24 protein-coding genes are annotated in these 25,479 nt (G+C 70.8%); 12 read left to right on the top strand and 12 right to left on the bottom strand.

The window, feature by feature from the left end; genetic code table 11:
• The first annotated feature begins 71 nt into the window (after positions 1-71).
• On the top strand, positions 72-611 hold the full coding sequence (locus ACOACQ_RS16470; RefSeq protein WP_378601426.1) for a CAP domain-containing protein: 540 nt from the start codon (positions 72-74) through the stop codon (positions 609-611).
• A 50-nt stretch (positions 612-661) separates the two neighbouring features.
• Positions 662-1,177, top strand: coding sequence for a CAP domain-containing protein (locus ACOACQ_RS16465; RefSeq protein ID WP_378601429.1), 516 nt, complete (start codon positions 662-664; stop codon positions 1,175-1,177).
• Positions 1,178-1,204: 27 nt separating this feature from the next.
• Here the strand turns inward: ACOACQ_RS16465 and ACOACQ_RS16460 are convergent, their stop codons facing one another.
• Positions 1,205-2,167, bottom strand: coding sequence for an NADPH:quinone oxidoreductase family protein (locus tag ACOACQ_RS16460; RefSeq protein WP_378601431.1), 963 nt, complete (start codon positions 2,165-2,167; stop codon positions 1,205-1,207).
• Positions 2,168-2,242: 75 nt separating this feature from the next.
• Here ACOACQ_RS16460 and ACOACQ_RS16455 point away from each other — a divergent pair, with 75 nt between their 5' ends.
• Complete coding sequence (locus ACOACQ_RS16455; protein ID WP_378601434.1) at positions 2,243-3,817, top strand: hypothetical protein; 1,575 nt, start codon at positions 2,243-2,245, stop codon at positions 3,815-3,817.
• A gap of 17 nt (positions 3,818-3,834) precedes the next feature.
• Here the strand turns inward: ACOACQ_RS16455 and ACOACQ_RS16450 are convergent, their stop codons facing one another.
• Both ACOACQ_RS16450 and ACOACQ_RS16445 read right to left on the bottom strand, forming a co-directional pair.
• A complete protein-coding gene (locus ACOACQ_RS16450) occupies positions 3,835-5,190 on the bottom strand; it encodes a GH1 family beta-glucosidase (RefSeq protein ID WP_420288798.1) in 1,356 nt (451 codons plus the stop codon).
• A 54-nt stretch (positions 5,191-5,244) separates the two neighbouring features.
• Positions 5,245-6,642 carry a glycoside hydrolase family 1 protein gene (locus ACOACQ_RS16445; protein ID WP_420288797.1) on the bottom strand — a complete coding sequence of 466 codons (1,398 nt, stop codon included), beginning with the start codon at positions 6,640-6,642 and terminating at the stop codon, positions 5,245-5,247.
• Between the two features lie 16 nt (positions 6,643-6,658).
• On the opposite strand from ACOACQ_RS16445, the gene ACOACQ_RS16440 reads away from it, so the two are divergent.
• From ACOACQ_RS16440 to ACOACQ_RS16425, 4 genes are all read left to right on the top strand, one after another.
• Positions 6,659-7,348, top strand: coding sequence for a pirin family protein (locus tag ACOACQ_RS16440; RefSeq protein ID WP_420288796.1), 690 nt, complete (start codon positions 6,659-6,661; stop codon positions 7,346-7,348).
• A 111-nt stretch (positions 7,349-7,459) separates the two neighbouring features.
• Entirely contained in the window at positions 7,460-8,488 is a 1,029-nt protein-coding gene (locus ACOACQ_RS16435) for a sigma-70 family RNA polymerase sigma factor (protein ID WP_420288795.1), read from the top strand.
• A 3-nt stretch (positions 8,489-8,491) separates the two neighbouring features.
• Positions 8,492-9,076 (top strand): TIGR03086 family metal-binding protein, encoded by a 585-nt coding sequence (locus ACOACQ_RS16430; protein ID WP_420288794.1) that lies wholly within the window; start codon positions 8,492-8,494, stop codon positions 9,074-9,076.
• Positions 9,077-9,121: 45 nt separating this feature from the next.
• Positions 9,122-10,360, top strand: coding sequence for a low temperature requirement protein A (locus tag ACOACQ_RS16425; protein WP_420288793.1), 1,239 nt, complete (start codon positions 9,122-9,124; stop codon positions 10,358-10,360).
• Here ACOACQ_RS16425 and ACOACQ_RS16420 read toward each other — a convergent pair.
• The 5 genes from ACOACQ_RS16420 to ACOACQ_RS16400 all read right to left on the bottom strand — a co-directional run bounded on the left by ACOACQ_RS16420 (position 10,350) and on the right by ACOACQ_RS16400 (position 16,794).
• On the bottom strand, positions 10,350-11,681 hold the full coding sequence (locus ACOACQ_RS16420; RefSeq protein ID WP_378601458.1) for an MFS transporter: 1,332 nt from the start codon (positions 11,679-11,681) through the stop codon (positions 10,350-10,352). The genes ACOACQ_RS16425 and ACOACQ_RS16420 overlap by 11 nt on opposite strands.
• A gap of 143 nt (positions 11,682-11,824) precedes the next feature.
• On the bottom strand, positions 11,825-13,294 hold the full coding sequence (locus ACOACQ_RS16415; protein WP_420288792.1) for an NAD-dependent succinate-semialdehyde dehydrogenase: 1,470 nt from the start codon (positions 13,292-13,294) through the stop codon (positions 11,825-11,827).
• Positions 13,295-13,499: 205 nt separating this feature from the next.
• Positions 13,500-15,416: a penicillin-binding transpeptidase domain-containing protein gene (locus ACOACQ_RS16410; protein WP_420288791.1), complete on the bottom strand. Its 1,917-nt coding sequence runs from the start codon at positions 15,414-15,416 to the stop codon at positions 13,500-13,502.
• 39 nt (positions 15,417-15,455) lie between these two features.
• Positions 15,456-16,265 (bottom strand): SGNH/GDSL hydrolase family protein, encoded by an 810-nt coding sequence (locus ACOACQ_RS16405; RefSeq protein ID WP_378601464.1) that lies wholly within the window; start codon positions 16,263-16,265, stop codon positions 15,456-15,458.
• Between the two features lie 76 nt (positions 16,266-16,341).
• Positions 16,342-16,794, bottom strand: coding sequence for a MerR family transcriptional regulator (locus ACOACQ_RS16400; protein ID WP_378601466.1), 453 nt, complete (start codon positions 16,792-16,794; stop codon positions 16,342-16,344).
• 27 nt (positions 16,795-16,821) lie between these two features.
• On the opposite strand from ACOACQ_RS16400, the gene ACOACQ_RS16395 reads away from it, so the two are divergent.
• Both ACOACQ_RS16395 and ACOACQ_RS16390 read left to right on the top strand, forming a co-directional pair.
• Positions 16,822-17,772, top strand: a complete 951-nt coding sequence (locus ACOACQ_RS16395) for an NAD(P)/FAD-dependent oxidoreductase (RefSeq protein ID WP_420288790.1) — start codon at positions 16,822-16,824, stop codon at positions 17,770-17,772.
• A gap of 13 nt (positions 17,773-17,785) precedes the next feature.
• Positions 17,786-18,388, top strand: a complete 603-nt coding sequence (locus tag ACOACQ_RS16390) for a hypothetical protein (protein WP_378601469.1) — start codon at positions 17,786-17,788, stop codon at positions 18,386-18,388.
• Here ACOACQ_RS16390 and ACOACQ_RS16385 read toward each other — a convergent pair.
• Together ACOACQ_RS16385 and ACOACQ_RS16380 are read right to left on the bottom strand one after the other, a co-directional pair.
• Positions 18,385-18,915, bottom strand: a complete 531-nt coding sequence (locus tag ACOACQ_RS16385; RefSeq protein ID WP_420288789.1) for a lytic transglycosylase domain-containing protein — start codon at positions 18,913-18,915, stop codon at positions 18,385-18,387. The genes ACOACQ_RS16390 and ACOACQ_RS16385 overlap by 4 nt on opposite strands.
• A 119-nt stretch (positions 18,916-19,034) precedes the next feature.
• Positions 19,035-20,765 (bottom strand): DEAD/DEAH box helicase, encoded by a 1,731-nt coding sequence (locus ACOACQ_RS16380; RefSeq protein ID WP_378601473.1) that lies wholly within the window; start codon positions 20,763-20,765, stop codon positions 19,035-19,037.
• Positions 20,766-20,914: 149 nt separating this feature from the next.
• Here ACOACQ_RS16380 and ACOACQ_RS16375 point away from each other — a divergent pair, with 149 nt between their 5' ends.
• Positions 20,915-22,219 (top strand): endonuclease/exonuclease/phosphatase family protein, encoded by a 1,305-nt coding sequence (locus ACOACQ_RS16375; RefSeq protein ID WP_420288788.1) that lies wholly within the window; start codon positions 20,915-20,917, stop codon positions 22,217-22,219.
• Here ACOACQ_RS16375 and glmS read toward each other — a convergent pair.
• Together glmS and ACOACQ_RS16365 are read right to left on the bottom strand one after the other, a co-directional pair.
• Positions 22,206-24,041 (bottom strand): glutamine--fructose-6-phosphate transaminase (isomerizing), encoded by a 1,836-nt coding sequence (gene glmS / locus ACOACQ_RS16370; protein WP_420288787.1) that lies wholly within the window; start codon positions 24,039-24,041, stop codon positions 22,206-22,208. The genes ACOACQ_RS16375 and glmS overlap by 14 nt on opposite strands.
• Positions 24,042-24,094: 53 nt before the next feature.
• Positions 24,095-24,358: a hypothetical protein gene (locus tag ACOACQ_RS16365; protein WP_378601483.1), complete on the bottom strand. Its 264-nt coding sequence runs from the start codon at positions 24,356-24,358 to the stop codon at positions 24,095-24,097.
• A 238-nt stretch (positions 24,359-24,596) separates the two neighbouring features.
• Between ACOACQ_RS16365 and ACOACQ_RS16360 the strand changes: the two genes are divergently transcribed.
• Both ACOACQ_RS16360 and ACOACQ_RS16355 read left to right on the top strand, forming a co-directional pair.
• The gene (locus tag ACOACQ_RS16360; protein ID WP_378601485.1) at positions 24,597-24,734 is read left to right on the top strand and encodes a hypothetical protein; all 138 of its coding nucleotides are present in this window, start codon (positions 24,597-24,599) and stop codon (positions 24,732-24,734) included.
• A 175-nt stretch (positions 24,735-24,909) separates the two neighbouring features.
• Positions 24,910-25,464, top strand: a complete 555-nt coding sequence (locus ACOACQ_RS16355; protein ID WP_378601487.1) for a YceI family protein — start codon at positions 24,910-24,912, stop codon at positions 25,462-25,464.
• The last annotated feature ends 15 nt before the right edge of the window (positions 25,465-25,479 follow it).

Below are 25,479 nucleotides of genomic sequence, written 5' to 3'. Positions count from 1 at the left end.
TCCGATAGGACTAGCGCGGACCGAACGCGCCACCGGTGTGTTCGCCCCCTGCCCGAAGTGACCATTGACACATGCGTCACTGGGGGATCAAAAACATTGTCATCGGCCTGCTCGTCGTCATCGGAGCGGCCTTCACTTCTACGTCCGGAGCCACGGCAGCAACCGCTGCCACACCGACGACCACGAGCGTCATGAGCGCGCCGCTCGCCGGCCGCTTCACCGTCAACGCCGTGCTCGAGGGCGCCGTCCTGACGCTCACCAACATCAAGCGGGCCGCGGTCGGCTGCCGGCCGCTGCGGCTCAACCTCGACCTGCGCCAGGCCGCCCGCAAGCACTCGTACGTCATGGCCCGCAACGGGGTCATGTCGCACCAGCTGCCCGGCGAGTACCGCCTGGGCCGACGGGTGACGCTGGCCGGCTACACCGGTTGGCGCAAGGTTGCCGAGAACATCGCGGCCGGCTACAGCACCGCGCGCCTCGTCGTCCGGGCGTGGTGGAACAGCGCGTCGCACCGCCGCAACATCACCGACTGCACGCTGCGGGAGATCGGCATCGGCGTCGTGCCCTACGGCGGCCGCGTGTGGTGGACCCAGGACTTCGGCCGACGCTGAATTTTACCGTTGTTGCCCGAAAGGGCACCTCGCGCCACCATGATGTGCGCGTGCGCCCACTCTTTACCTTGATCGGTACGGCGGCCGTCCTCGCGGGACTGCTGGTCGGACCGTCCGTCAGCGCCGCTCCCACGGGAGCGGCGTTCGTCGTTCCCGGACCGGCCCGCGCCAGCACCGCCGACCTGATGGAGCGTGACGTCGTCACGCTCATCAACCGGGCACGAGCCCGCAGGGGCTGCGTCGCCCTGCTGGTCCGCTCCTCGCTGCAGACCGCCTCGGGCCGGCACGACGCGCTGATGGCACGTGCCCGGCGACTGTCGCACCAGCTGCCGGGCGAGGCCACGCTGCGGACGCGAGTGGCGACCGCGGGCTACACCAACGCCAAGCTGCTCGGCGAGGTGCTCGCGGTCGGACCGACGACGGCATCAGGGGCCGTGACGCGGTGGATGAACAGCTCGGCCCACCGCGCGCTGCTGCTCGACTGCCGGTTCCGCGCGGTCGGTGCCGGGTACGCCCTCAGCAGTGACGGCACCCGTTGGTGGACCATCGACCTGGGTCGACGCTGAGCGAGCGCCGGTCGGACAGCCAGCAGGTCAGCGCAGGCGCACGACGGACTTCCCGAGCGTCGCGCGGGCGTCCATGTCGACGAGGGCCTGGCCGAACTCGTCGATCGCGTAGACCTTGCCGATGGGCGGCTTCACCACGCCTGACTCGATCATCGGCACGAGCTGGGTCCACTGCTGCTGCAGGTAGCCCGGCTTGAAGAACGCGTAGGCGCCCCAGCCGACACCGCGCACGTCGACGTTGTTGAGCAGCAGCCGGTTGACCTTCACCTCGGGGATGCCCTCGCCGGCGGCGAAGCCCACCACGAGGACCCGGCCCTGCGGGGCGAGGGAGCGCAGCGAGTCGGTGAACAGCGAGCCGCCGACGACGTCGAGCACGACGTCGACTCCCTTGCCCTCCGTGAGGGTGTGTACGGCGTCCCGGAAACCCTCGACGAGAACGGTCTCGTCGGCACCGGCGGCCCGCGCGAACGCTGCCTTCTCCTCGGTGCTGACCACCGCGATGGTGCGGGCACCCAGAGCCCGGGCCACCTGGATCGTGGCCGTGCCCACGCCACCGGCAGCGCCGTGCACGAGCACCGTCTCGCCTGCCTTCAGGCCACCGCGCTCGTCGAGTGCGAACAGGGCGGTGAGGTAGTTCATCGGCAGTGCGACGGCCTCCTCGAAGCTGACGCCGTCAGGGAGCGCGAACGTCGCCTCACGCGGTCCGGCCACGAGCTCCGCCGCGCCGCCGTACCCTCCGACGCCGACGACGCGCTGGCCCGGTTCGAAGCCGGGCCCGGAGACCACGACTCCGGCGTAGTCGACACCGAGGGAGAAGGGCGGTTCGGGGCGCAGCTGGTACTCGCCGCGGCTCAGCAGCAGGTCCGGGAACGACACCCCGACCGTGTGCACCTCGACGAGGACGTCGTCCGGACCGGGCGTGGGCTCGGCGACCTCGCGGACGGTGACGTCGGCGGGACCCGTGGTGGTGATGACCTGGATGGCGCGCATGACCGGCAGGCTAGCGCCCGGTGCCGGCGCGACCCACCGGCGTTTGCGTCACGCGGGTGCGGGCACATCACCCCGGTGAGCAACAACTACTGGGCCGACTGGCAGCAGAACAAGCGGATCGACGCCGCCGAGGAACAACTCGCCGCCGAACGCCGCGCCCGCAACCGCCTCGTCGAACAGATGCGCACCCAGCAGGGCAACCTGCAGGGACAGATCGACCGGCTCACGCGCGCCCTGGTGGCCCTGGTCGAGCACGAGGACATCCGGGCCGAGCTGGGCCAGTACGCCGACGCGGCCGGCTGCCGCCGCTACGCGCGCGAGGTCGTGTCGACCGTGGTCGTGACCGGAGGCGCTGCCCTGCGGGGCGCGGTCGACCCGGCCGACGTGCCCGGATACTGGCTCGCGGCCGCAGCGCGGGGCGTGGCGGCGATCGCCCGCGGGGACGCCGGCGGCGAAGCACTGCTGACCGAGGCCGGGCACCGCGACCCCCAGCGCACCGCCCTGTTCCTGAGCCTCCTGAGCGCGCAGACCCGTGACCCGCGCTGGGCGACGAGCCCGCTCGAGCGGATCCTGCCCGACCAGCCCTCCGTCTCGGTCGCCCAGCGCGAGGTCTGGCTCGCGATCGCCGACGGGCGGCTCGCGCCCACCCACACCGACGCCGTTGCCGAGCTCGTGTCTGCGCTGACGAACCTGGTCGCCGCCGACGGCGACGCTGCCGAGCAGGTGGCGGCGTGGCTGCGGGACAAGACCGGCACCGACCGGGACGCGTTGCACGGCGAGCAGGCCGCTGCCCAGCTGAATGCCCTGCGACGGGTGCTGGCCTCCGGCGCGCGCGCCGACGTGTCCCACGACCCGACGATCGCCGCGGTCCTGCACGCCGACCGCTCGGCCGACCGCTCGGCCGACACGGACCCGCCGCCCGTCCACACATCGGAGGATCCGCTGGCCGACTGCCTGCGCTCGCTCGTCGACGAAGGGTCACCAGCCGAGGGCGACATCCTCGACCGGATGGCGACCGTGCGTGTCGACCTCGGATTCCTCGACGAACGCACCGCGACCATGGCTGCGGACTGGTCCTCCCCGGTGGGCGACGTCCTCGCCCTGCTCCTGTCCGACCTGGAGGACGCCGACTCGCCGCGCTTCGCCGTCGCGTGCCAGGTCCTCGCCCCGACCCTGCTCCCCCTCGCCGACCACCTCGGTCGCCAGGCAGCCGTACCGGTCGAGGACACCCGCGCGCTCAAGGTCGTCGGCGGGATCGTCACGGTCGACACCACGGGAGCCACCGCAGAATGGCAGTCGAGCGTCCTCTCGGGTGTCGCGACCCGCAACCCGGTCAACAAGCTCCTGGTACCGATCGGGGCAGGCCTGATCGTGGTGGGCATGGTCTTCGCCGGATTGACGTTCGTGGCACAGGGCTGGCTGGTTCTGGCCATCGCCGGGATCCTCGGCGGCGCGGGCACCCTGTTCGCCGCCCACCGCGAGCGGACCGAGCTCGCCGAGGAGCAGGAGCGGAGCCTCCGGTCCACGGAGCGCAGCATCGTGATCGCGGCCGAGACGCTCCAGGCGGACAAGGCCCGCGGAGTGACGGCAGCGGCCGCTGCGCAGGAGCACCTGGCGGCAGTCCGGGACGGGTTGCAGCAACGCGTCTGAGCCGCGCCCGGTGCCGGTCAGGTCCGCTGTGCGTGCCGGGCCACCAGGTCGGCGTACCAACTGAAGGACCGCTTGGGGGTGCGCACCTGGGTCTCGTAGTCGACGTGCACGAAGCCGAACCGCTTGGTGTAGCCCTCTGCCCATTCGAAGTTGTCGATGGTCGACCAGGCGTAGTAGCCGCGCACGTCGACCCCGCGCTCCGCCGCCTCGGCGACGGCGGTGAGGTGGGCCTGGTGGTAGTCGATGCGCAGCTGGTCGTCGATCACGCCCTGGTCGTCGGGGCCCATGTTGTAGGCGCACCCCGACTCCGTGATCACGATCGGGGGTACGGCGGCGCGGAGCCGTGCCCGGAACATGATCAGCCACTCGCGCAGGGCGTCCGGCACGACCGGCCAGCCGAAGTCGGTGACGGGGTACCCGAGCACCTCGCGGAAGTCGAACGGGAGTTCCGCGTCCTCGGCGGCCGCACCGATCCGCATCGGGTTGTAGTAGTTGATGCCGTAGAAGTCGAGCGGCTGGCGCATGGTCGCGAAGTCGCCGTCGCGCACGTACTCCTCGCACAGCATCATCAGGTCGTCGGAGTACCGGCCGAGCAGCATGCCCTCGAGGTAGTGCCCGTTCCAGATCAGGTCGAAGATCTTGGCGGCGCCGACGTCGGCCGGGTCGTCGCTCGCCGGCCAGATCGGCGCATGGTTGTTGGCACAGCCGACACTCGTCGCGCCGGTCGCCCGCAGGGCGATGGCGGCGCGCCCGTGCGCGACCAGCAGGTGGTGGCCGACGCCCATCGCGTCGAACATCAGCTCCTTGCCCGGCGCATGGATCCCGACGCCGTACCCCATCAGGGTGACGACGTTCGGCTCGTTGACGGGCACCCAGTCGGCGACCCGGTCGCCGAGGCGCTCGCCGACGATCGAGGCGTAGTCGGCGAAGCGGTCGATCGTGGCGCGGTTGAGCCAGCCGCCGTCGTCCTCCAGCGCCTGCGGAAGGTCCCAGTGGAACAGCGTCGCCATCGGCCGGATGCCGGCCTCGAGCAGCCCGTCGACCAGGCGGTCGTAGAAGTCCAGGCCCGCAGCATTGGCGGGCCCGCTACCCGTCGGCTGGATGCGCGGCCAGGCGACGGAGAAGCGGTACCCCGGGGCACCGAGCTCCTTCATGAGGGCGATGTCCTCGGGGAAACGGTGGTAGTGGTCGCAGGCTTCCGCACCGGTGGAACCGTCCACGATCCGGCCGGGCTCGGCAGCGAACGTGTCCCACACCGATCGGCCGCGCCCGCCCTCGTGGACGGCGCCCTCGATCTGATAGGCCGCCGTGCTGGTGCCGAAGACGAAGTCCTTCGGGAGCCGGTCGGCCAGGTCCCTCTCCCGGTCCGCCATGAGCGTCACTTTCCCACGTCCACGGGTGGGCGTCAGCCGATCGGACAGGTCGTCTCAGGGGCGGAGCTTTCGGTGAGCAGCCACCAAATCGGCGTACCAGCCGAAGGACCGCTTGGGGGTCCGTTCCTGGGTCACGTGGTCGACGTCGACGAAGCCGTAGCGGGGCACGAAACCGTCGGTGCCCTCCCAGGTGTCGAGGAGCGACCAGACGTAGAAACCACGGACGTCGACCCCCTGGACGATCGCGTTGGACACGGCCTCGAGGTGGCGGGTCAGGTACGCGATCCGCTCGGCGTCGTCGATGGTCCCGTCCGGCCCGGGCGGCACGGAGTACGCGGCGCCGGCCTCGGTGATGACCAGCGGCGGCAGCGCTGCCCGGTAGCGGGCCCGCGTCATGATCAGCCACTCCTGCAGAGCCTCGGGTACGACGGCCCAGCCGGTCTCGGTCTTCGGCCGACCGAGGATGTCGAGGAAGCGGAAGGGCGACTCCCCGTCGTCCCCGTCGGCCTCGTCGTACTCGTTGACCTCGTCGCCCGACTCGTCGAACGCGGCACCGACGCGCAGCGGCGAGTAGTAGTTGACGCCGTAGAAGTCGAGCGGCTGGCGGATCGCCATCAGGTCACCGGGGAGCACGAGCTCCTGCAGCAACGGTCCGATGTCCTGGGGATGCCGTCCGAGCACCATCGCCTCGAGGAACAGTCCGTTCCACAGGGCGTCGAACAGCTTGGTCGCGCCCACGTCGGCGGGGTCGTCCGAGGCAGGCCACACCGGTGCGTGGTTGTTCGCGCACCCGACCCGTTCGGCGCCGGCGGCGCGCAATGCACCCGCAGCACGTCCGTGGCCGAGCAGCAGGTGGTGGGCAGCGGGCAGCGCGTCGAAGAGCAGGCGACGGCCGGGCGCCCGCTCGCCGGTGCCGTAGCCGAGGAAGGCGGTGACCGCCGGCTCCGCGACCGGGATCCATTCCTTCACCCGGTCGGCGAAGCGTGCCCCGACGATGGCCGCGTACTCGCCGAAGCGCTCCGACGTCTCGCGGTTCAGCCAGCCACCATCGTCCTCGAGGCCCTGGGGCAGGTCGCCGTGGAGCAACGTGGCCATCGGCTCGATGCCCGCCTCGAGCAGGCAGTCGACCAACCGGTCGTAGAAGTCGAGGCCCTGGGTGTTGACCGCGCCGCGACCGGTCGGCTGGACCCGCGACCACGAGATGCTGAACCGGTAGCCCGGCGCCCCGAGCCGCCCCAGCAGCGCGACGTCCTCGCCGAAGCGGTGGTAGTGGTCGCAGGCGATCGCGGGCGTGGATCCGTCGAGGACGCGACCGGGTTCACCGGCGAAGGTGTCGAGGATGCTGGGCCCGCGGCCATCGATGGCGGCGGCGCCCTCGATCTGGGCCGCGGCGCTCACCGTGCCGAACCGGAAGCCCGCAGGGAACCGCGCTGCGAGGTCGGCATCGGGCACCGGCACAATCTGACATGTGAACGTGGAGATCCGCAGGGGTTCGGTCAGGTTCGTCGAGCGCGAGCGCGGACGCCTGAGCAGGCACGGGTTCTCGTTCGGGCCGCACTTCGACCCCGAACGGCTGTCGTTCGGGCCGATGGTCTGCCACGACGACCACGTGCTCGGTCCCGGCCTCGGTTTCGAGGAGCACACCCACCAGGCGCTCGAGATCGTCACGTGGGTCGTCTCCGGTTCCGTGGTGCACACCGACGGGACCGGGGCGTCGGTGACGCTGGGCGCCGGTGAGTGCGGGGTGCTGAGCGCGGGTGCGGGCGTGCGGCACTCGGAGTTCGCCGGCCCCGACGGACCGGTCCGCTTCGTGCAGGTCTGGCTGACCGCGGACGACCCCGATGCGGCGCCGGCCCACACCCACGCCCCCGTGGCGGCCGCGCCCGGCGCCGGGCTCGTGCGCGTCGTCGGCGACGGCGGCCCGCTCGGCGTCGGCGTCGCCGGGGCGACCCTCGACGTGGTCCGGCTCGAGGCGGGCGAGGTCCTCACGCTCCCGGCCGCCCACCAGGTGCACGGCTACCTCACCACCGGCGCACTGCTGCGGTTCTCCCTGGCCGAGCCGCTGTCGGCGGGCGACGCGTTCAGCCTCACCGACCAGCCGTCGTACGACGTCACGGCAGCGGTGCCGACAGAGATGCTGATCTGGTCATTTTCCTGATCCGGGGCATCGAGGCTCGCTTCGCTCGCACCTCACCCACCGGGGTCCGATGAGTTTTCCGGTCGACCCCGGTCAACCCGTCAGGCACACTGGCGACACACAGGGGTAGCGATGGGAAGCGCGACGGTGACCGAGATCGAGACGGCAGTGGCAGGCAGCGAGGAGCTCGCTGACTTCGACACCCTGACCGGGCGTTATCAGCGGGAGCTGATGGCGCACTGCTACCGGATGAGCGGGTCGGTGCACGAGGCCGAGGACCTCGTGCAGGAGACGTTCCTGCGCGCGTGGAAGGCGTCGGCGAACTTCCAGGGCCGCTCGTCGGTGCGCACGTGGCTCTACAAGATCGCCACGAACGTCTGCCTGACGAACCTGGAGAGCAAGCCCCGCCGGCCCCTCCCGACGGGCCTCGGTACGGCGGACTCCGCTCCTGCCGACGAGCTGCTCGAGGACCACGAGGTCCCGTGGCTGGAGCCGATCCCGGACGCTGCGGTGGAAGTCGCCGAGCGCGACACGATCCGCCTCGCCTTCATCGCGGCGCTGCAGCACCTGCCGGCGCGGCAGCGCGCCGTCCTGATCCTGCGCGACGTGCTGCGCTGGTCGGCTGCCGAGACGGCGACCGCCCTCGACACCACGACCGCGGCGGTGAACTCCGCACTGCAGCGCGCGCACGCCCAGCTCGCCGAACGCGGCCTGACGCCCGAGACGGTCGAGGCCGACCTCGACGCGGCCCAGAAGGGCCTGCTCGACGCCTACCTCGAGGCGTTCTGGCGCAAGGACATCGACCGCATCGTCCAGCTCCTGACGTACGACGCCACCTGGGACATGCCGCCGTTCCTCAACCACTACCGCGGCCCCGAGAACATCGGCGAGCTGATCGGCACCAAGTGCCCCGGCGGGGTCGCCGACATGCCGATGGTGGCCACGACCGCCAACGGCCAGCCGGCGTTCGGGCTCTACATGCGCCAGCCCGAGGGTCATTTCGAGCCGTTCCACCTGCAGGTGCTGCAGATGGTCGGCAGCGGTGACGACCTCCGCGTCGAGCACGTGACGGCCTTCTTCGACACGGCGCTGTTCGCCCGGTTCGGGCTCCCCGAACGACTGCCGGCCGACTACGTGCCGGACCTCGCCCCGGCCGGCTGAGCGATGTCCGCGGTTCCCGGCCTCCCGCCGGTGCCCACGGACCCGGGGGTGGAGCTGCTCGAGCGCGCACTCGCCTACACGCGGGGCGCCCTCGTCACGATCACGCCCGCGCACCTGGGCCTGCGCACGCCCTGCACGCAGTGGCGACTGGTCGACCTGCTCGCCCACATGGAGGACTCCCTCGATGCCTTCGCGGAGGGTGCGACGGGGGTGATCAGCCTGCACAGTGCGGCACCCGCGCCGGTCGGCGACCAGATCGCGGCCCTGCAGTCCAAGGCGTGCGGCCTGCTCGGCGCCTGGGCGTCGGCCACCACGCCCCTCGTCGAGGTCGGCGGGCGCCCGGTGCCGGTCGGCACCATCTCCCGCCTCGCTGCCCTGGAGATCGCGACCCACGGCTGGGACGTCGCACGCACGACCGGGTACGACGCCGTACTCCCCGACGAGCTCGCCGAGGGCCTGTTGCCGACGGCCCTCGCGGTGGCGCTGGAACAGCATGGCGAGTTCGGGCCGCCCGTGCCCGTCAGCGCGGACGCCGGACCGGCGCGACGACTGCTCGGCCTGCTGGGCCGTCGGATGGTCGTCGCGTAGCCGAGCCGCCAGGCGAGGCGTACCGAGACGCCTAGACTCGCCGCCATGGCTGAGTCGGCGGTGGCACACCGCAAGCAACGCATGTCCGGGCGCGACCCGCACGAGGCGCACCGGGTGGCGACACCGCTGGAGCTGCTGTTCGACCTGACCTTCGTCGTCGCCTTCGGCACGGCCGCCAACGAGCTCGCGCACGGTCTGTCCCAGGACCACATCGGCGCGGGGATCGTGGCGTTCGGCTTCGCGACGTTCGGCATCTCGTGGGCCTGGATCAACTTCACCTGGTTTGCCTCGGCGTACGACACCGACGACTGGATCTACCGGCTGACCACCATGCTGCAGATGGTCGGCGTCCTCGTCTTCGCGCTCGGCCTGCATGCGATGTTCACGTCGGTCCACGACGGCGACACCCTCGACAACGACGTGATGGTCTGGGGCTACGTCGTGATGCGCGTGGCCATGGTGTTCCAGTGGTGGCGGGCCGGTCGGCACGACGCATCCCGGGGGCCGGCGTGCCGGACCTACATCGTCTCGATCCTGGTCGCCCAGGTGTGCTGGTGCGTGCTCGCCCTTGTCGACCTCCCCGTCGGGACGACGTTCGCGCTCATGGTGATCCCGTTCCTGATCGAGATCGGCGGCCCGGCGTACGCCGAGACCCGACGCGGCGGCACGCCCTGGCACGCCCACCACGTCGCCGAGCGCTACGGCCTGATGGTCATCATCACCCTCGGCGAGGGGATGATCGGCACGATGGTGTCGCTGACCGCGCTCTCCGAGGGCGGCGTCACCGTTGACGTGGCGCTGCTGGCATTCGCCGGCACCGCGCTGACGTTCGGGATCTGGTGGATGTACTTCGGCGTACCCCACGGCGAGATCCTGCACGCCCGGCGCGACCGTTCGTTCGTCTGGGGCTACGGCCACATGGTGCTGTTCGGCGGCATCGTCGCCATCGGCGCCGGCCTGCATGTCGCGGCGTACTACCTGGAGCACCACAGCAAGCTGGGGCTCACCGGATCGGTGCTGACCGTGGTGGTGCCGGTGGCGATCGTGATCATCGGCTACTACCTGCTCTACTCGGCGATCACGCACTCGGCCGACGCGTTCCACCTGCTCCTGCTGGCCTTGACCATCATCCCGCTGGTCGCGCCGGTGCTGATGGCTGCCGCCGAGGTCGACCTCACCTGGTGCCTGGTCGTGCTGTCGCTCGCCCCGTGGGTCACGGTCGCCGGCTACGAGGCGGTCGGTCACCGCCACGTCGCGGCGGCGGTGGCCCGCCTCAGTCGCTGAGCGGGTTCGCCAGCTCGTCGGCCGGCAGCTTCGCCCACGTGACCGCCACGATCGCCGCGATGCCCGGCACGATCGCCGCGATCGCGAACGTCGCCTCGAGGCCGATCAGCTCGGCCACCGGGCCGGCGATCGCCATCGAGACGGGCATCAGGCTGACCGAGACGAAGAAGTCGAGCGAGGCGACGCGGCCCAGCAGGTGCGGCGGAACGCGGCGCTGCAGCAACGTCCCCCAGATCACCATCGGCGCGGAGAAGAAGGCGCCGATCACGAACGCGGACGCCGCGATCACCCACACGTCCTGCGCGAAGCCGATCAGCAGGAAGGGCAGGCAGCCCAGGCCCCACATCAGGTTCATCCAGGTGAGGTAGCGCCGCGGCATCCGGATCGAGGCCATTGCCATGGAGCCCACCGCGCCACCGATACCGAAGCAGGCCAGCACGATCGCGTGGTCACCCGGACCGCCATCGAGCTTGTCCTTGATGAGGAACGGGACCAGCACCTCGAGCGGCCCCATCAGGACCAGGATCATGATCGATGCGAACAGCAGCGTGGCCAGCAGCCACGGCGTCCTCATCATGTAGACGAAGCCCTCGCGGATGTCGGCGAAGGCCGTCGCCACCGCGCCTGCCGGGCCCGACTCCGGGTCGGCGGCGATCTCGCGTCGTACGGCGGTGAGCGGAACCGTGGTCAGCGCCAGCAGCCCGATCAGGCTGAACGTCGCCGCGACGCCGAGCGCCGCCGATGAGGACGCGGCGCCGACGACGACACCCGCGACACCCGGGCCGATCGCCTGGCCGACGGTCGGGCGGACCATCCCCTCGAACCCGTTGACCGCCATCAGGTCCTCCTCGGGAACCAGCGCGGGCAGCCAGGCGGAGTAGGCCGGGTAGTAGAACGCCATCGCGACACCGGTGCTGAACGACACGGCCGCGAGGTGCCAGAGCTGGGTGAGGTCGGCCCACGACAGCAGCGCGACGACGGTCATGCCAGCCAGCTCGACGGCCGCGACGACGAGCAGGATCAGCTTCTGCGGGATCCGGTCGGCCACGACACCGCCGAGCAGGGCGGGGAGCAGGACGCCGACGGCACCGGCGGTCGACACCACCGAGAGCTGCCCGGGGCCACCGTCGATCCGGATGACCTCCCAGACCAGCGCGACCACCCACACCCCGCTCGCGAACGTCTGCAGCACCAGGGCCGTGCCGAGCCGTCGGTAGGCGGCATGGCGGAACGGCGTCAGTGCGCGCGGCAACCGCCGCCCGGAGGGCTCGAGGCCGGAATCCTCGGGAGGCGGTGCGAGGGGGGTGATCTGATCAGTCATGGTGGTCCTTCGAGTCTGCACGTGAGGACCGACATCGGCCACCGAATTCATCGGCACACCCAGCGCCCCGTTGGTCGAGGAGGTTGCGCAGCAACCGTCTCGAGACCACACAACAACCTCAAGCATCCTTGAGGTCAAGCGACCTACGGAGCAGGCAACGCGACGTACGTCGTGTCGAGGTACTCCTCGATGCCCTCGAAGCCGCCCTCACGCCCGAACCCGCTGGCCTTCACGCCACCGAACGGCGCGGCCGGGTTGGACACGATGCCGGTGTTGATCCCGAGCATCCCGGTCTCGAGGCGCTCGGCCAGCCGCAGGGTGCGCGCGAGGTCCCGGGTGAAGGCGTACGCCGCCAGGCCGTACTCCGTCGCGTTGGCCAGCGTGATCGCCTCGTCCTCGGTGGTGAAGGTCGTGATCGGCGCGACCGGGCCGAAGATCTCGGTGGTGACCGCGTCCGCGTCCGCGGGTACGTCGACCAGGACCGTCGGAGGGTAGAAGAACCCGGCACCGTCGACCCGCTGTCCACCCGTGAGCGCTCGTGCTCCCCGCGCCAGGGCGTCGTCCACGACCGCGGCGACCGACGTGACCGCCTTCTCGTCGATGAGCGGCCCGACCTGGATGCCGACGTCCTGGCCGCGGCCGACCCGGAGTCCTCCCATCCGCTCGGAGAGGCGGGCGGCGAACTCGTCTGCGACCGACGCCTCGACGAGGAACCGGTTGGCCGACGTGCAGGCCTCCCCCATGTTGCGCATCTTGGCGAGCATCGCGCCGTCGACGGCTGCGTCGAGGTCCGCGTCGGCGAAGACGAGGAACGGGGCGTTGCCGCCGAGCTCCATCGACACCCGCTGCAGCTGTCCGGCGGACTGTTCGACCAGTCGCTTCCCGACGGGGGTCGAGCCGGTGAAGCTCACCTTCCGCAGCCGTGGGTCGGCCATCAGGGTGGTGCTGAGCCCGGCCGCGTCGTCGGTCGTGACGATGTTCAGGACCCCCGCAGGCAGGCCTGCTTCGGCCAGCAACCCACCGAGCAGCAGCATCGTCAGCGGCGTCTGCGCGGCCGGCTTGACCACCATCGTGCAGCCGGCCGCGATGGCCGGCCCGATCTTGCGCGTGCCCATGGCGAGCGGGAAGTTCCACGGGGTGATGAACAGGCAGGGACCGACCGGCTTGCGCACGGTCAGCAGCCGGCTGCCGCCCGCGGGGTTGTGCATCCAGCGTCCGTGGATGCGCACCGCCTCCTCGGAGAACCAGCGCAGGAACTCCGCGCCGTAGGTGACCTCGCCCTTGGCCTCGGCGATCGGCTTGCCCATCTCGAGGCTCATCACGAGCGCGAGGTCGTCGGCGTGGGCCGTGACCAGGCCGAACGCCCGGCGCAGGATCTCGCCGCGCTCACGCGGCGCCGTGGCGGCCCAGCCCGGCTGAGCGGCGGCCGCCGCATCGAGGGCCGCGCGGGCGTCGTCCAGGGTGCCGTCGGCGACGTCGGTGAGGACCGATCCGTCGGCCGGGTCGATGACGTCGAGCCGGGCACCGTTGCCGGCCGGAGTCCAGGCGCCGTCGATCAGGAGCTGGCGTCGCCCCTCCGGAAGCAGGTGGGTCAGGCGCTCACGAAAGCTCATGCCCCCACCCTGCCAGTCCCGGGCGAAAAAGGAGCGAGCCCGTCATTGCATGGGGTCAACGACGGGCTCTTGTCGGAATCGGTGCTCCCTCCGATGTACGACTTCCTCCACGATAGCGCGGGGCTGGTGGCCGCCATAGGGCGTGGGGCAAGGTCCCACCGATCGACCATTTCGACCCGGGACCAAGGTCCCGGGTGGCATGGCCTCACCGGGCGCGGCGGAGGAACTGCTCGATCAGCGGACCCGCGGTCTGCGAACCGGACACCCCGGTCTGCACGAACACGGCGACGGCGAGGTCGCCCTGGGCGGCCACCATCCACGCGTGGGTCCTGATGGTGCCGCCGTCGGCGTACTCCGCCGTGCCGGTCTTGGCGATCACCGGGGCGCCGGGCACGTCCGCGAGGCCGCGGCCGCTGCCGTCGGTGACCACGCCGCGCAGCATCTTCTTCAGCGCCGCGGCTTCCTCGGCGGTCAGCGGCGCGGCCTCCTTGGGCACGCTCACGTCGACCTGCTCCAGCAGCCGCGGTACGACGGTCCTTCCTGCCTGCACGCTCGCGATCACCGCGGCCATCGCCATGGGCGAGGCGAGCACCTTGCCCTGTCCGATCAGATCGGCGGCAGCCTCGGTGTCGCTGGCGGGCTCGGGCACCTCGCCGAAGAACGCGGGGAAGCCGAGGTCGTGGTCGATGCCGAGCCCGAGGCTGGCGGCGGCCGCGGCGAGGTCGCCGTCGTCGACCTTGGCGCGGGCGTTGATCAACGCGGTGTTGCAGGAGTTCGCGATCGCCTTGCTGAGCGGGATGGTGCCGAGCCCCGAGGACGGGTAGTCGGAGTAGTTCTTGAACCGCTTGCCGTTGACGGTCGTGGTCGGCGTGCACTCCACCGGCGACTCGGGCGTCAGACCGGCGCGGAGCAGGGCCAGCGACGTGACGATCTTGAACGTCGAGCCGGGCGCGAACTGCCCGTACGCGGCGTAGTTCTGCTCGGGCGAGGCGGCGGCCACGATGGCTCCGGTACTGGGCCGGATCGCGACCAGCGCGGTCACGCCCTCGACCTCCGCCAGCACGCTCTCCGCGATCTTCTGGGTCGATGCGTCGAGGGTCAGCGAGAGCGGCCGGCCCGCCGTGGCGGCGCGGTCGTAGAGGGTGCGCTTCTTCGCGTCGGCGGCCTCGGGGACGGCGTACACGATCCGGCCGGGGTTGCCGCGGAACTGGTCGTCGTACCGCGCCTGCAGGCCGGAGAGGCCGGCAATGTCGCCGGTGCGGTACTTGTCCGGGTCCTTCTCGACCATCTCGCCGGTGACCGGGCCGACACGGCCGAGGATCGGTGCCGCGAAGCTGCGGGTGGGCGCCAGCGCGACCTCGTCGCTGACCTGGTGGGCACCGTCGATGGTGCGCACGCCGGTCTGGACGGCGCCCGGGACCTCGCCCTCGCGGTAGGTGATCGCCTCGATGAAGGCCCGCTGGCCGGCGTTCTTCACCGCCTTGACGTACGGCGCCACGTCGATGTCGACGAGCTCGGCCAGTGCCCTGGCGGAGGCCGGAGCCTGGGCTGCCTCCACGCGGGTGCGGTCGATGCCGATCCGGATGACGGGGCGCTCGGTCACCAGGACCTCGTCGCCGGCGCCGAGGATGTCGCCGCGGTCCGTCGGCTGGGTGACGGCGTCGAGGATGTCACCCGGCTTCAGCGTCGACTCGACGACCGACGGCGCCCAGGCGACGCTCCACCTGTCGTCCACCTCGGCGAGCGCGACCTCGGTCTCGTAGGTCCAGGCCGCGTCCTTGCTCTCGGGCCAGGACCACGCGAGCGTCGCGGTGCCCTTGCCGTCGTCGGCACTGAACTCCTGCACCTCGACGGCGGGGGCGATGCCGTCCATGTCGTCGATGATCGCGGCGTACTCCTCCGCCACGGCGGCCGCCTTCACGTCACCGAAGTCGACGGCGTCGAACGCTGCCGGCTGCGGCTTCCCGGCGTCGGCCCCGTCCGGCGCGGCCGCTGCCTCCAGCGCCGACGCCAGGTCGTCGGCCATCGATCGCCCTGCCTTCTCGTCCTCCTGGCCGCTGCATGCGGTGAGCCCGCCGGTCACGAGCAGGAGGAAGCCGAGGGTCACCGAGATCCGACGCATGCCGATGGTTCTACCAGCACGCACCCACCGCGGTTCCCGTCAGCCGACGAGCAGGCCCGCCACCAGCGGCTGGTAGCCGGACGAGTGGCCCAGCTTGTTCGGGTGGTAGCTCTCGCTCACCGGGTTGGACAGGCCGTTGAGCCACTCGACGTCGTCGCAGACCGCGTGCCCGATGAACCGCGACGTCGGGTTGGCCCACTTGAAGCCCTTGGCGCTGGCGGCTGCGGAGAGCTTGCCGTTGAGCAGGTCGGCGGTCGCGTTCAGCCGCGTCTCCTCGGCCGGGGAGAACCAGGTGGCGGCGTTGCAGTCCTCGCCCTGGAAGATCCGCGGGTAGCCCACGACGACCACCACGGCGTTGGGCGCCTTGGACTTGATCGAGGCGTAGAGGGTGTTCAGCCGTCCGGGCAGCGTGTTGTTGATGAAGGACTGGGCGGTGTTGATCGCCCCGTCGCAGTTGGACATCCAGCCCGGCTGGGCGCACTCGGTGAGCACGCTGCTGAAGCCGGCGTCGTTGCCGCCGACCGAGATGGTGACGTACTCCGTGCCCGTGTTCAGCGCGCTCAGCTGGCTGTTGGTGACCGTGCTCGTGGTGGCGCCCGAGCAGGCCTTGAAGTTCAGCGCGTAGCCCTTCTGCGCCGCCACCAGCTTGGGATAGGCGTAGTTGGAGCGCTGGCAGCTGGTCCCGTCGCTGATGTAGCTGCGGGTGCCGACGCCGGAGGAGTACGAGTCACCGAGGGCGACGTACGGCGCCGCGGCGGCCTGGGCCGGTGCGGGCACGCCGACGAGGGTGACGAGCGCGGCCGCGAGGCCGCTGAGGGAGGAGAGGACGAGACGCAGTGACCGGGACATGGAGCGACACCTTCTGCCGAGGAATGTGATCTGGGTCACTAGACCACGAGGAGGGCCGTCCGGTCACTCCCCTCCTTCATGAAGAGTGGGTGCCGTGCCCGTTCACCCACGGCAGACCGCGACGGGTGCCCTCGACGATGTCGGCGACGTGCGACTGGAAGGACGGGCAGGTGGTGATGTCGTGGGCCCGGCACTCGAGCGCGTGCTCGGTCATGTGACGCGACCGGGCGAGCTCGGCCTCACGCCGGTCGAGCTCGACGAGATGCTGCTTCAGCGCCTGCCGACGGCCGTCCGCCGACGCGTCGACCAGGGTGCGGATCTGGTCGAGGCTCATCCCCGACTCCTTGCTCGCGATGATCGCGGCGACCCGGTAGGCGTCGTCCTCGCCGTAGTACCGCCGGCCCGCGGAGTCGCGCGCCGGATGCAGCAGGCCCTTGTCCTCCCAGTGCCGCAGCACGTGCGTCTCGAGCTCGAACCGGCTCGCGAGATCACCGATCGACCAGCGCACGTCCTGCGGGCTTGACTTCATGTGAACATGAACTCACACGATGAGGCCATGAAGCAATCACAGAAGACAGAGCAGTACGACGTCGCGGTGATCGGCGCCGGCTCCGCCGGCCTCCAGGCCGCCCTGACCCTCGGCCGGATGCGGCGCTCGGTGGTGGTGTTCAGCACCGACCGGTTCCGCAACGACCCGGCCGAGCACATGCAGAACTTCCTCGGCCACGACGGCGCCCCGCCCGCCGAGCTGCGCCTCGCGGCCCGCAAGGACATCGAGCGCTACGACACGGTCTCGTTCGTGGAGCAGGCCGTGACGGAGATCAGCGGCGAGCCCGACGCGTTCGTGGTCTCGGTCGATGACGCGCCTGACGTGACCGCTCGGCGGGTGCTGCTCGCCACCGGTCTCACCGACGAGCTGCCCGACGTCCCCGGACTGACCGACCTGTTCGGCACCGTCGTCGCGCACTGCCCGTACTGCCACGGCCACGAGCTCGCCGACGGCCGCGTCGGCCTGCTCGGCGCCGGGCCGCACATCCCGATGCTCGCGCAGCTGATGTCGCGCCTGGCGAGCGAGGTCGTCGTACTCACCAACGGGGCGGAGCCGGAACCCGAGGTGCTGGCCGCGATCAAGGCGCTGCGCCTGGAGGTGCACACCGGTCCGGTCCTCGGTGTCGAGGCTTCGGGCGACGGGCTGCGCGCGCTGCTCGGCCACGAGCACTCCGTCGAGCTGGGCGGGATGTTCGTCGCACCGACCTGGCGCCAGGCTGCGCCCTTCGCCGAGCAGCTGGGCCTGGAGAGCGGCGACCTCGGCGGCATCCACGTCGACATCATGGGCGCCACCAGCCGTCCGGGCGTGTACGCCGCCGGCGACCTCGCGCACCACCGCGACCTGCCGATGCCGATGGCCTCGGTGCTCACCGCTGCGGCGACGGGCCTGGTCGCGGGCGCGGCGTGCGACCGGGACCTGGCGATGGCCGACCTCGCGGCCGTCGTACCCGCCACCTGACAGGGTGGGGGCCGTGGCCCCCCTCCTCCGCCGCTACGGCCTGCTCCTCGGCGGTTGCGTCGTCCTCGGCATCGGCGTGGGCTTCCTGCTCCGCGCGGACCTCGGCTCCGACGGCTACTCGACGCTCGTCAACGGCGTCGCGATGGCGCTCGACGTCGAGTTCTGGATCGCGAACCTCGGCATCGGCGTGCTGTTCGTGGCACTCGCCGCGACACGCAAGGTGTTCCCCGGCGTCGGGACCGTGGTCCAGGTGCTCCTCGTCGGCGTGACCGTGTCCGTCGCCCTCGACCTGCTCTCCCGACCGGACGACCTGGCGCTGCGGATCGTGTTCCTGGCCGTCGCGTTCCCGGTGCTGGCGATCGGCATCGCGACCTACCTCGGCAGCCAGACCGGCGCCGGGCCGGCCGAGGCCGCGGCACTCGCGTGGGACCCGCCGGTCCCGTTCCGGTGGACCTACAGCGCGGTGCAGGGTGGCGGCGCGCTGATCGGGTGGCTGCTCGGCGCCACCGTCGGCGTCGGCACGCTCGCCGTCATCGTGCTGCTCGGCCCGCTCGTCGACCTGATCGCGCGAGCGCTCCACCTCGACGTCCACCAGGGCTCATCCGAAACGGCCTAGTACCAACCCACGCGTTCCGAGTGGGCCCACGCCCGCTGGGCGTTCCCGTAGCGCGCGGCGATGTAGGCCAGGCCCCAGCGGATCTGGGTCTCCGGGTTGGTCTGCCAGTCCGCGCCGACGACGGCCATCTTGGTGCCGGGCAGGGACTGCGGGATGCCGTAGGCACTGGAGGTGGGGTTGTCGGCGAACTGGTTCCAGCCGGACTCGCGGTGCCACAGCGCGTCGAGGTAGGGCCACTGGTCCTCAGGGAAGCCGAACTCGATCATCAGCTGGTAGCCGAGCGCCCGGTTGCTGCCGCTGTCGACGTCGGTCGGGATGACGACCTTGGGCAGCTTCTTGGCGATCCGCTCGGCCCGGCGGGCCAGCTGGGCCATGATCTCGACCAGCGGTACGTCGGCGCGGGCGCCACCCGCCTTCGCCGGGACGGCCGACGTGGCCGGTGCGGACGGCGCGGCCGGGGAGGTCGGGGAGGTCGGCGTCGCGGCAGGTGCCGTGGTCGTCGTACTCGCACCGCTCGGCGACGCCACGGCCTCGGGTTCGGCCGTCGTGGCCGCGCACCCTGCGGCCCACGAGACAGCAGTGGTCGCGACCGCAACGAGGGCGGTTGCCCTCGCGCGACGCGACCATTGCTCCACAGCCAGACCGATCAGCGCTTCGGCGGACCCTGGTCGACCTGCAGCTCGATCAGCTTGCCGCTGATCCGCGTGGTCTTGAGCTTCGCCCACGTCTCGGCGGAGAGGTCCTTGGGCAGCTCGACGACGGAGTAGTCCGGGCGGATGGTGATCCGGCCGAAGTCCCGACGGTCGAGGCCTCCCTCGTTGGCGAGCGCGCCGACGATCTGGCGCGGCTCCACCTTGTGGCGCTTGCCCACCTGGATCTTGTACGCCGCCAGGCCGGCCGCCGGCGGACGGTCGCTCCGGTCGGGGCGCGGGCGGTCTCCACGCGAACCGCCACGGTCGGAGCCGTAGCCGTCGCGCTTGCGGTGATCGCCGCGGTCAGAGCTGTCGGGGCGGTCGAACGACTTGGCGCGCACGGTGCGTTCGGCGGCCGGGTCGAGCAGCAGCGGGGTGTCGCCCTGCATCGCGATCGCCAGGGCGGCGGCCACGTCGACCTCGGGGACGTCGTGCTCGCGGATGTAGTGGCTGACCACGTCGCGGAAGAACGAGATGCTCGGCGACTCGAGGGCGGCGGTGATCTGGTCGTCGAAACGGGCCAGGCGGGTCACGTTCACGGCCTCGACCGTGGGGAGCTGCATCTGCTCGAGGGTCGACCGGGTCGCCTTCTCGATGTGCTTGAGCAGGTAGCGCTCGCGCGGGGTGACGAACGAGATCGCGTCACCGCTGCGGCCGGCGCGGCCGGTGCGGCCGATCCGGTGCACGTAGGCCTCGGTGTCGGTCGGGATGTCGTAGTTGACGACGTGGCTGATCCGCTCGACGTCGAGGCCGCGGGCCGCGACGTCGGTGGCGACGAGGATGTCGAGCTTGCCGCTCTTGAGCTGGTTGACGGTCCGCTCGCGCTGGGCCTGCTGGACGTCACCGCTGATCGCGGCGGCGCTGTAGCCCCGGGCGCGCAGCTTCTCGGCGAGGAGCTCGGTCTCGCTCTTGGTGCGGACGAAGACGATCATCCCCTCGAAGTTCTCGACCTCGAGGATGCGGGTGAGGGCGTCGACCTTCTGCGGGTAGCTGACGATCAGGTAGCGCTGGGTGATGTTCTCGGCCGTGCGGGTCTTGCGCTCGATCGAGATGGAGACCGGGTCGTTGAGGTACTTCGCCGACAGCGACTTGATGGTCTTCGGCATGGTCGCGGAGAACAGGGCGACCTGCTTGGTGTCCGGGGTGTCGGCGAGGATCGTCTCGACGTCCTCGGCGAAGCCCATGTTGAGCATCTCGTCGGCCTCGTCGAGGACCAGGAAGCGCAGCTGCGTGAGGTCGAGCGTGCCCTTCTCGAGGTGGTCCATGATCCGGCCGGGGGTGCCGACGACGATGTGGACGCCACGGCGGAGCGCGGACAGCTGCGTGCCGTAGCCCTGGCCGCCGTACACGGGGAGGACGTGGACGCCGCGCATGGTGGCGGCGTACTTCTCGAAGGCCTCGCAGACCTGGAGCGCGAGCTCACGGGTCGGGGCCAGGATCAGCGCCTGGGGGGTCTTCTGGCTCAGGTCGAGGCGGTCCAGGATCGGCAGCGCGAAGGCGGCCGTCTTGCCGGTTCCGGTCTGCGCCAGGCCCATCACGTCGCGACCTGCGAGGAGGTGCGGGATGGTCTGCGCCTGGATGGCGGACGGCGATTCATAGCCGACGTCCGACAAGGACTTCAGGATCCGCTCGCCGAGACCGAGGTCGGCAAACGTGGCGGTCTCGTGCTCTGCGGGCTCACTCACCCCCTCAGCCTAGGGCCGTGAGGCTTATCACGGGCGATCGTCAGCGCGGTGCGATGGGTCACCCTCCCCGGCGGCGCCCCCGGCGGCCGGAATTCTCAGGTCGCCATCCCCGGCGCCGACTGGCAGGGAGAGGCAGGGAGAAGGACTCGATGCGCACCACGATCGGCAGGCGAACCCACCGGACACATCGCTGGGCGGGTGCCCTCGTTGCGCTCCTCTGTGCTCTGCCACTGGTCGGCCTGAGCGCTGCTCCCGCCCTCGCTGCCAGGCCGGGCCGGGCCGGCATCTCGTGGGTGAACGCGCAGATCCTCAACCGGGGACCGTCGGTGGCCGTCGAGGTGCAGTGGCCGCGCGTGCGCGGCGCGACGTCGTACCAGATCGAGCTCGCCCTCTCGTCCGGGGCGATCTCGAGCACCGAGGTCCAGGGCTCGAGCACCAAGCGGACCGTGACGGTCCGCGGGACCAGCAGCAGCGTCCAGAGGGGCGTTGCCACCGGACTCCGCCCCGGGTCGACGTACTGCTTCCAGATCCGCGCTCGCAACCGCAGTGGCTTCGGCCATCGCGGAGGCCTCCATTGCAAGGTCACGGTTCGAGCGAACCGGCCAGTGCCGCCGAGCCCGATCCCGATGGCGATCGCGACCTACAACACCTGCAGCAGCGCCTGCACCAGCACGCTGGGCGCGTGGAGCGCCCGCGGCCCCCGGGTGCGCGACAGGGTCCTCCAGATGAACATCGGCGCCAACGGCCGACGTGCCGACATCGTCGCCATCCAGGAGGGCAACCTGGCCACGCCCTACCTGACCAGCGCGCTCGACGGCACCTTCACCCGCGGTTGCCAGACCGGTGACGGCACCGGCCACCCGTCCCACGACCTGCAGTCCCTGTTCGTCCGCTACGCCACGTACGAGGTCGTGCCGGGCACCGCCGGCGGTCTTCTCTTCGCGCAGTACGACGACCCCGTCCACGGCGCGTGCTGGGTGAAGGTGCGCGACAAGGCCTCCCAGCAGGAGGTCGTCGTGGTCAGCGCGCACCTCTGGAACGGCGACGACACAGCGGGCGACACGCGACGAGGCCTCGAGACCGACCTGTTGGCGGACACGGTCAAGGCGACCTTCCCCGACTCGCCCATCGTCTATGCCGGCGACTTCAACTCGACCCGCAGCCGCGCCAGGGACACCCCGCTGAACCGGATGCACTCCGACGGCCAGGACGACGCCTACGACCAGGCGGCTCGCTACCTGTCCCGGCCGTACCGCAACTCCGCCTGCGGGACGAGCACGACGCCCCGCACGTCGTGGAGGTGGGGCAACCACATCGATCGGGTGTTCGCGCCGGCCCGCACGCACGTGGCCACCTGGGAGGTCGACTACCGGATGGACGGCTCCCGCTACCTCGCGCCGCTGCCCTCGGACCACCATCCGGTCCTGGTCTCGCTCCTCATCACTCGACAGTGACGGACTTCGCCAGGTTGCGGGGCTTGTCGATGTCGTGACCCAGCTCCAGCGCTGCGTGGTACGACAGCAGCTGCAGCGGGATCGTCAGCAGGATCGGGTCCAGCTCGCGCTCGCTGCGCGGTACGTCGATCCGCTCGACCACGCCCGACAGGTCACCGAGGTCCACGCTGGCGTGGGTGACCACCGTGAGCGGGCCACCGCGGGCATTGATCTCGTGCAGGGCAGCGACGTTGCGCTCGACGAGCTCGTCGTCGGGCACGATCGCGACCGTCGGCAGGGACGTCGAGATGAGTGCCAGCGGACCGTGCTTGAGCTCGCTGGTCTGGTAGGCCTCCGCGTGCCGGTAGCTGATCTCCTTGAACTTCTGGGCGCCCTCGCGGGCGACCGGGAAGCCGCGCACCCGGCCGATGAAGAACAGGCTCTCGGCCCGCGCCAGCGAGTGGGCCACCTTCGCCAGCTGGTCCTCGCTCGCGAGGATCTCCTCGATCTGGCCGGGGATGGCCTTCAGCGCGGCGATCAGGCGCTGGCCGTCGGAGATCGAAAGGTCGCGCACCCGCCCGAGCTGGACGGCGAGCAGGGCGAACGCGAGGTACATGTTGGTGAGCGCCTTCGTCGACGCGACGGCCACCTCCGGCCCGGCGTGCAGGTAGATGCCGCCGTCGACCTCACGGGCGATGGCCGAGCCGACGACGTTGACCAGACCGATCACGCGGCCGCCCTTGCGTCGTACCTCCTGGACGGCGAGCAACGAGTCGATGGTCTCGCCCGACTGGCTGACGACGACGTAGAGGGTGTCCGGCTCGATGATCGGGTTGCGGTAGCGGAACTCACTGGCCGCCTCGGCGTCGGCAGGGATCCGCGCCAGCTCCTCGATGAGGGCCGCGCCCATCTGGCCGACGTAGTACGCCGACCCGCACCCGAGGATCTTGACCCGCCGGATCGCGCGCAGCTGGCGGGCGTCCATGTTGAGGCCGCCGAGGTGGCCGGTCCCGAAGCGCTCGTCCATCCGGCCCCGGAGCACGGCCTCCGCGCGGGCGGGCTGCTCGAGCATCTCCTTGTGCATGAAGGAGTCGTGGTCGCCGGCCTCGTAGGACTCGGGGTCGACGTCGACCTCGTTGGCGCTGCGGTTCGTGGCGGACAGGCCGGATGCGTCGAGACGATAGGTCTTGAAACCGCCGGCGGTGACCGTGGCCATCTCGCCGTCCTCGAGGTGGGCCACCGTCGTGGTGTAGCGGATCAACGCGGCCAGGTCGGAGGCGACGTGCATCTCGTGGTCGCCGACGCCGATGAGCAGCGGGCTGCCGTTGCGCGCCACGACGATGCGGTCGGGGAAGTCGGCGTGCGTCACGGCGATGCCGTAGGTGCCGTCGATCCGGCTCAACGCCTCGGCGACCCGGGCCTCCAGGGTCGACGCGGTGGAACGGCCGATCAGGTGGGCGAGCACCTCGGTGTCGGTGTCGGAGGCCAGCTCGATGCCCTGGTCCCCCAGCTCCGCACGCAGGGCCGAGGCGTTGTCGATGATCCCGTTGTGGACGACGGCGACGCGGCCGTCGACGCTCGTGTGCGGGTGGGCGTTGACGTCGTTGGCCGGCCCGTGGGTCGCCCAGCGGGTGTGGCCGATGCCGACCTTCCCGGAGAACCGCTTGGGCAGTCCGTCCGAGAGGTCACGGACCCGGCCGGCCCGCTTGGCCACCTTCACCCCGCTACCGCTGACCACCGCCACGCCGGCGGAGTCGTAGCCGCGGTGCTCGAGTCGGGTCAGCCCTTCGAGGAGCAGCGGGGCCGCCTGCTGGGTGCCGATGTATCCGACGATGCCGCACATGTGTGGTTCCTTTCGGTTGTCGAGGAGGTCGCGCAGCGACCGTCTCGAGACACCTATCCGTAGATGATCCGGCGCAGCTGGCGCTCGGAGAGGTCGGGGGCGGCCACCACGCGGCCGCTGAGTTCGTCGCGGAGTCGGGCGAAGATCTCGGCGTTCTTCGAGCCGTTGGTCTTCAGCTCGGCGTGCCGGCGGCGGACCAGGTCCTCCACCGCCTCGGCATGGAAGGACAGGACGTCCTCCACCAGGCGCTCGGCCTCCGAGGGGGCCAGCCCGCTGGACTCCTGGACGTGGCGCAGCAGCCGCGGGTCGACGTACACAAGGTTGAGAGTGCAGCCGTGTCCACCAAATCTCAAGTTCCTGCCCGAATTTGGGCAGGAACTGGCTCCTTGGCCTGAGTGACCACCGTCACTGGCTCGGGAAATGGAGGGTCGACGCCCGCTGGAACGAGCGATCCGGCCCTCGGGTGGAGCAGGTCGGGTCCATTTCCTGCGTTTTCCGGGTTCAAGGTGGAGGACGTGCTATCTTGGTGAACACAAGGTGAACAGGAGGTGTCCCATGACCAACACCGAGACGACGTCCAGGCTCGAGATGCGCTGGGTACCCGTGACGGCAGCCGACGGCCGCACCCGCATGGAAGCGGTGTGGATCGAGGTCGGCCAGCCCGCCATCGCGCACAGTCACGCTGCCGCCTGACCCAGACCCGAGGAAGCCGCCCCCGCCCAGGGGGCGGCTTCCTGCTTTTTGTGGGCTGATCGAGGGCGGCGCTTGTGGCAACGTGACCCAGGTCACCCCTTGCGGGGGAATGGTTGACATGTCACCATTGGTTCAAGTCATTGATACTTCAACTACTCGACCCCAGGAGCCCTACATGACCGACAACGCAGCCCTCTCCGACATCACCGGCGACTACACGCTCGACCCGGCGCACAGCCGCCTCGGCTTCGTGGCCCGCCACGCTGTCGTCACCAAGGTCCGCGGCCAGTTCGGCGACTGGTCCGCCACCGCCCACATCGACACCGCGACGCCGGCCAACTCCTCGGTGACGGTCACCATCAACGCCGGCAGCGTCAGCACCGGCAACGCCGACCGCGACGGCCACCTCTCCTCCCCCGACTTCTTCGACGTCGCCACGTTCCCCGAGTGGAAGTTCGTCTCGACCGACGTCTCCCGCGACGGCACCGACTGGGCCGTCACCGGCGACCTGACCATCAAGGACGTCACCAAGCCGGTCACCATCAACTTCGAGGAGAACGGCTCGGCCAAGGACCCGTTCGGCAACATCCGCGTGGGCTTCGAGGGCGACGTCACCGTCAACCGCAAGGACTGGGGCCTGACCTGGAACGCCGCGCTCGAGACCGGCGGCGTGCTCGTCTCCGAGAAGATCAAGCTCGAGTTCGACATCTCGGCGATCAAGAACGCCTGAGCACAGCTGCAGCCC

The sequence above is a fragment of the Nocardioides sp. CPCC 206347 genome (genome assembly GCF_048654605.1).
In the GTDB taxonomy this organism is placed as follows: domain Bacteria; phylum Actinomycetota; class Actinomycetes; order Propionibacteriales; family Nocardioidaceae; genus Nocardioides.
This window is presented reverse-complemented; position numbering and strand designations above follow the sequence as displayed.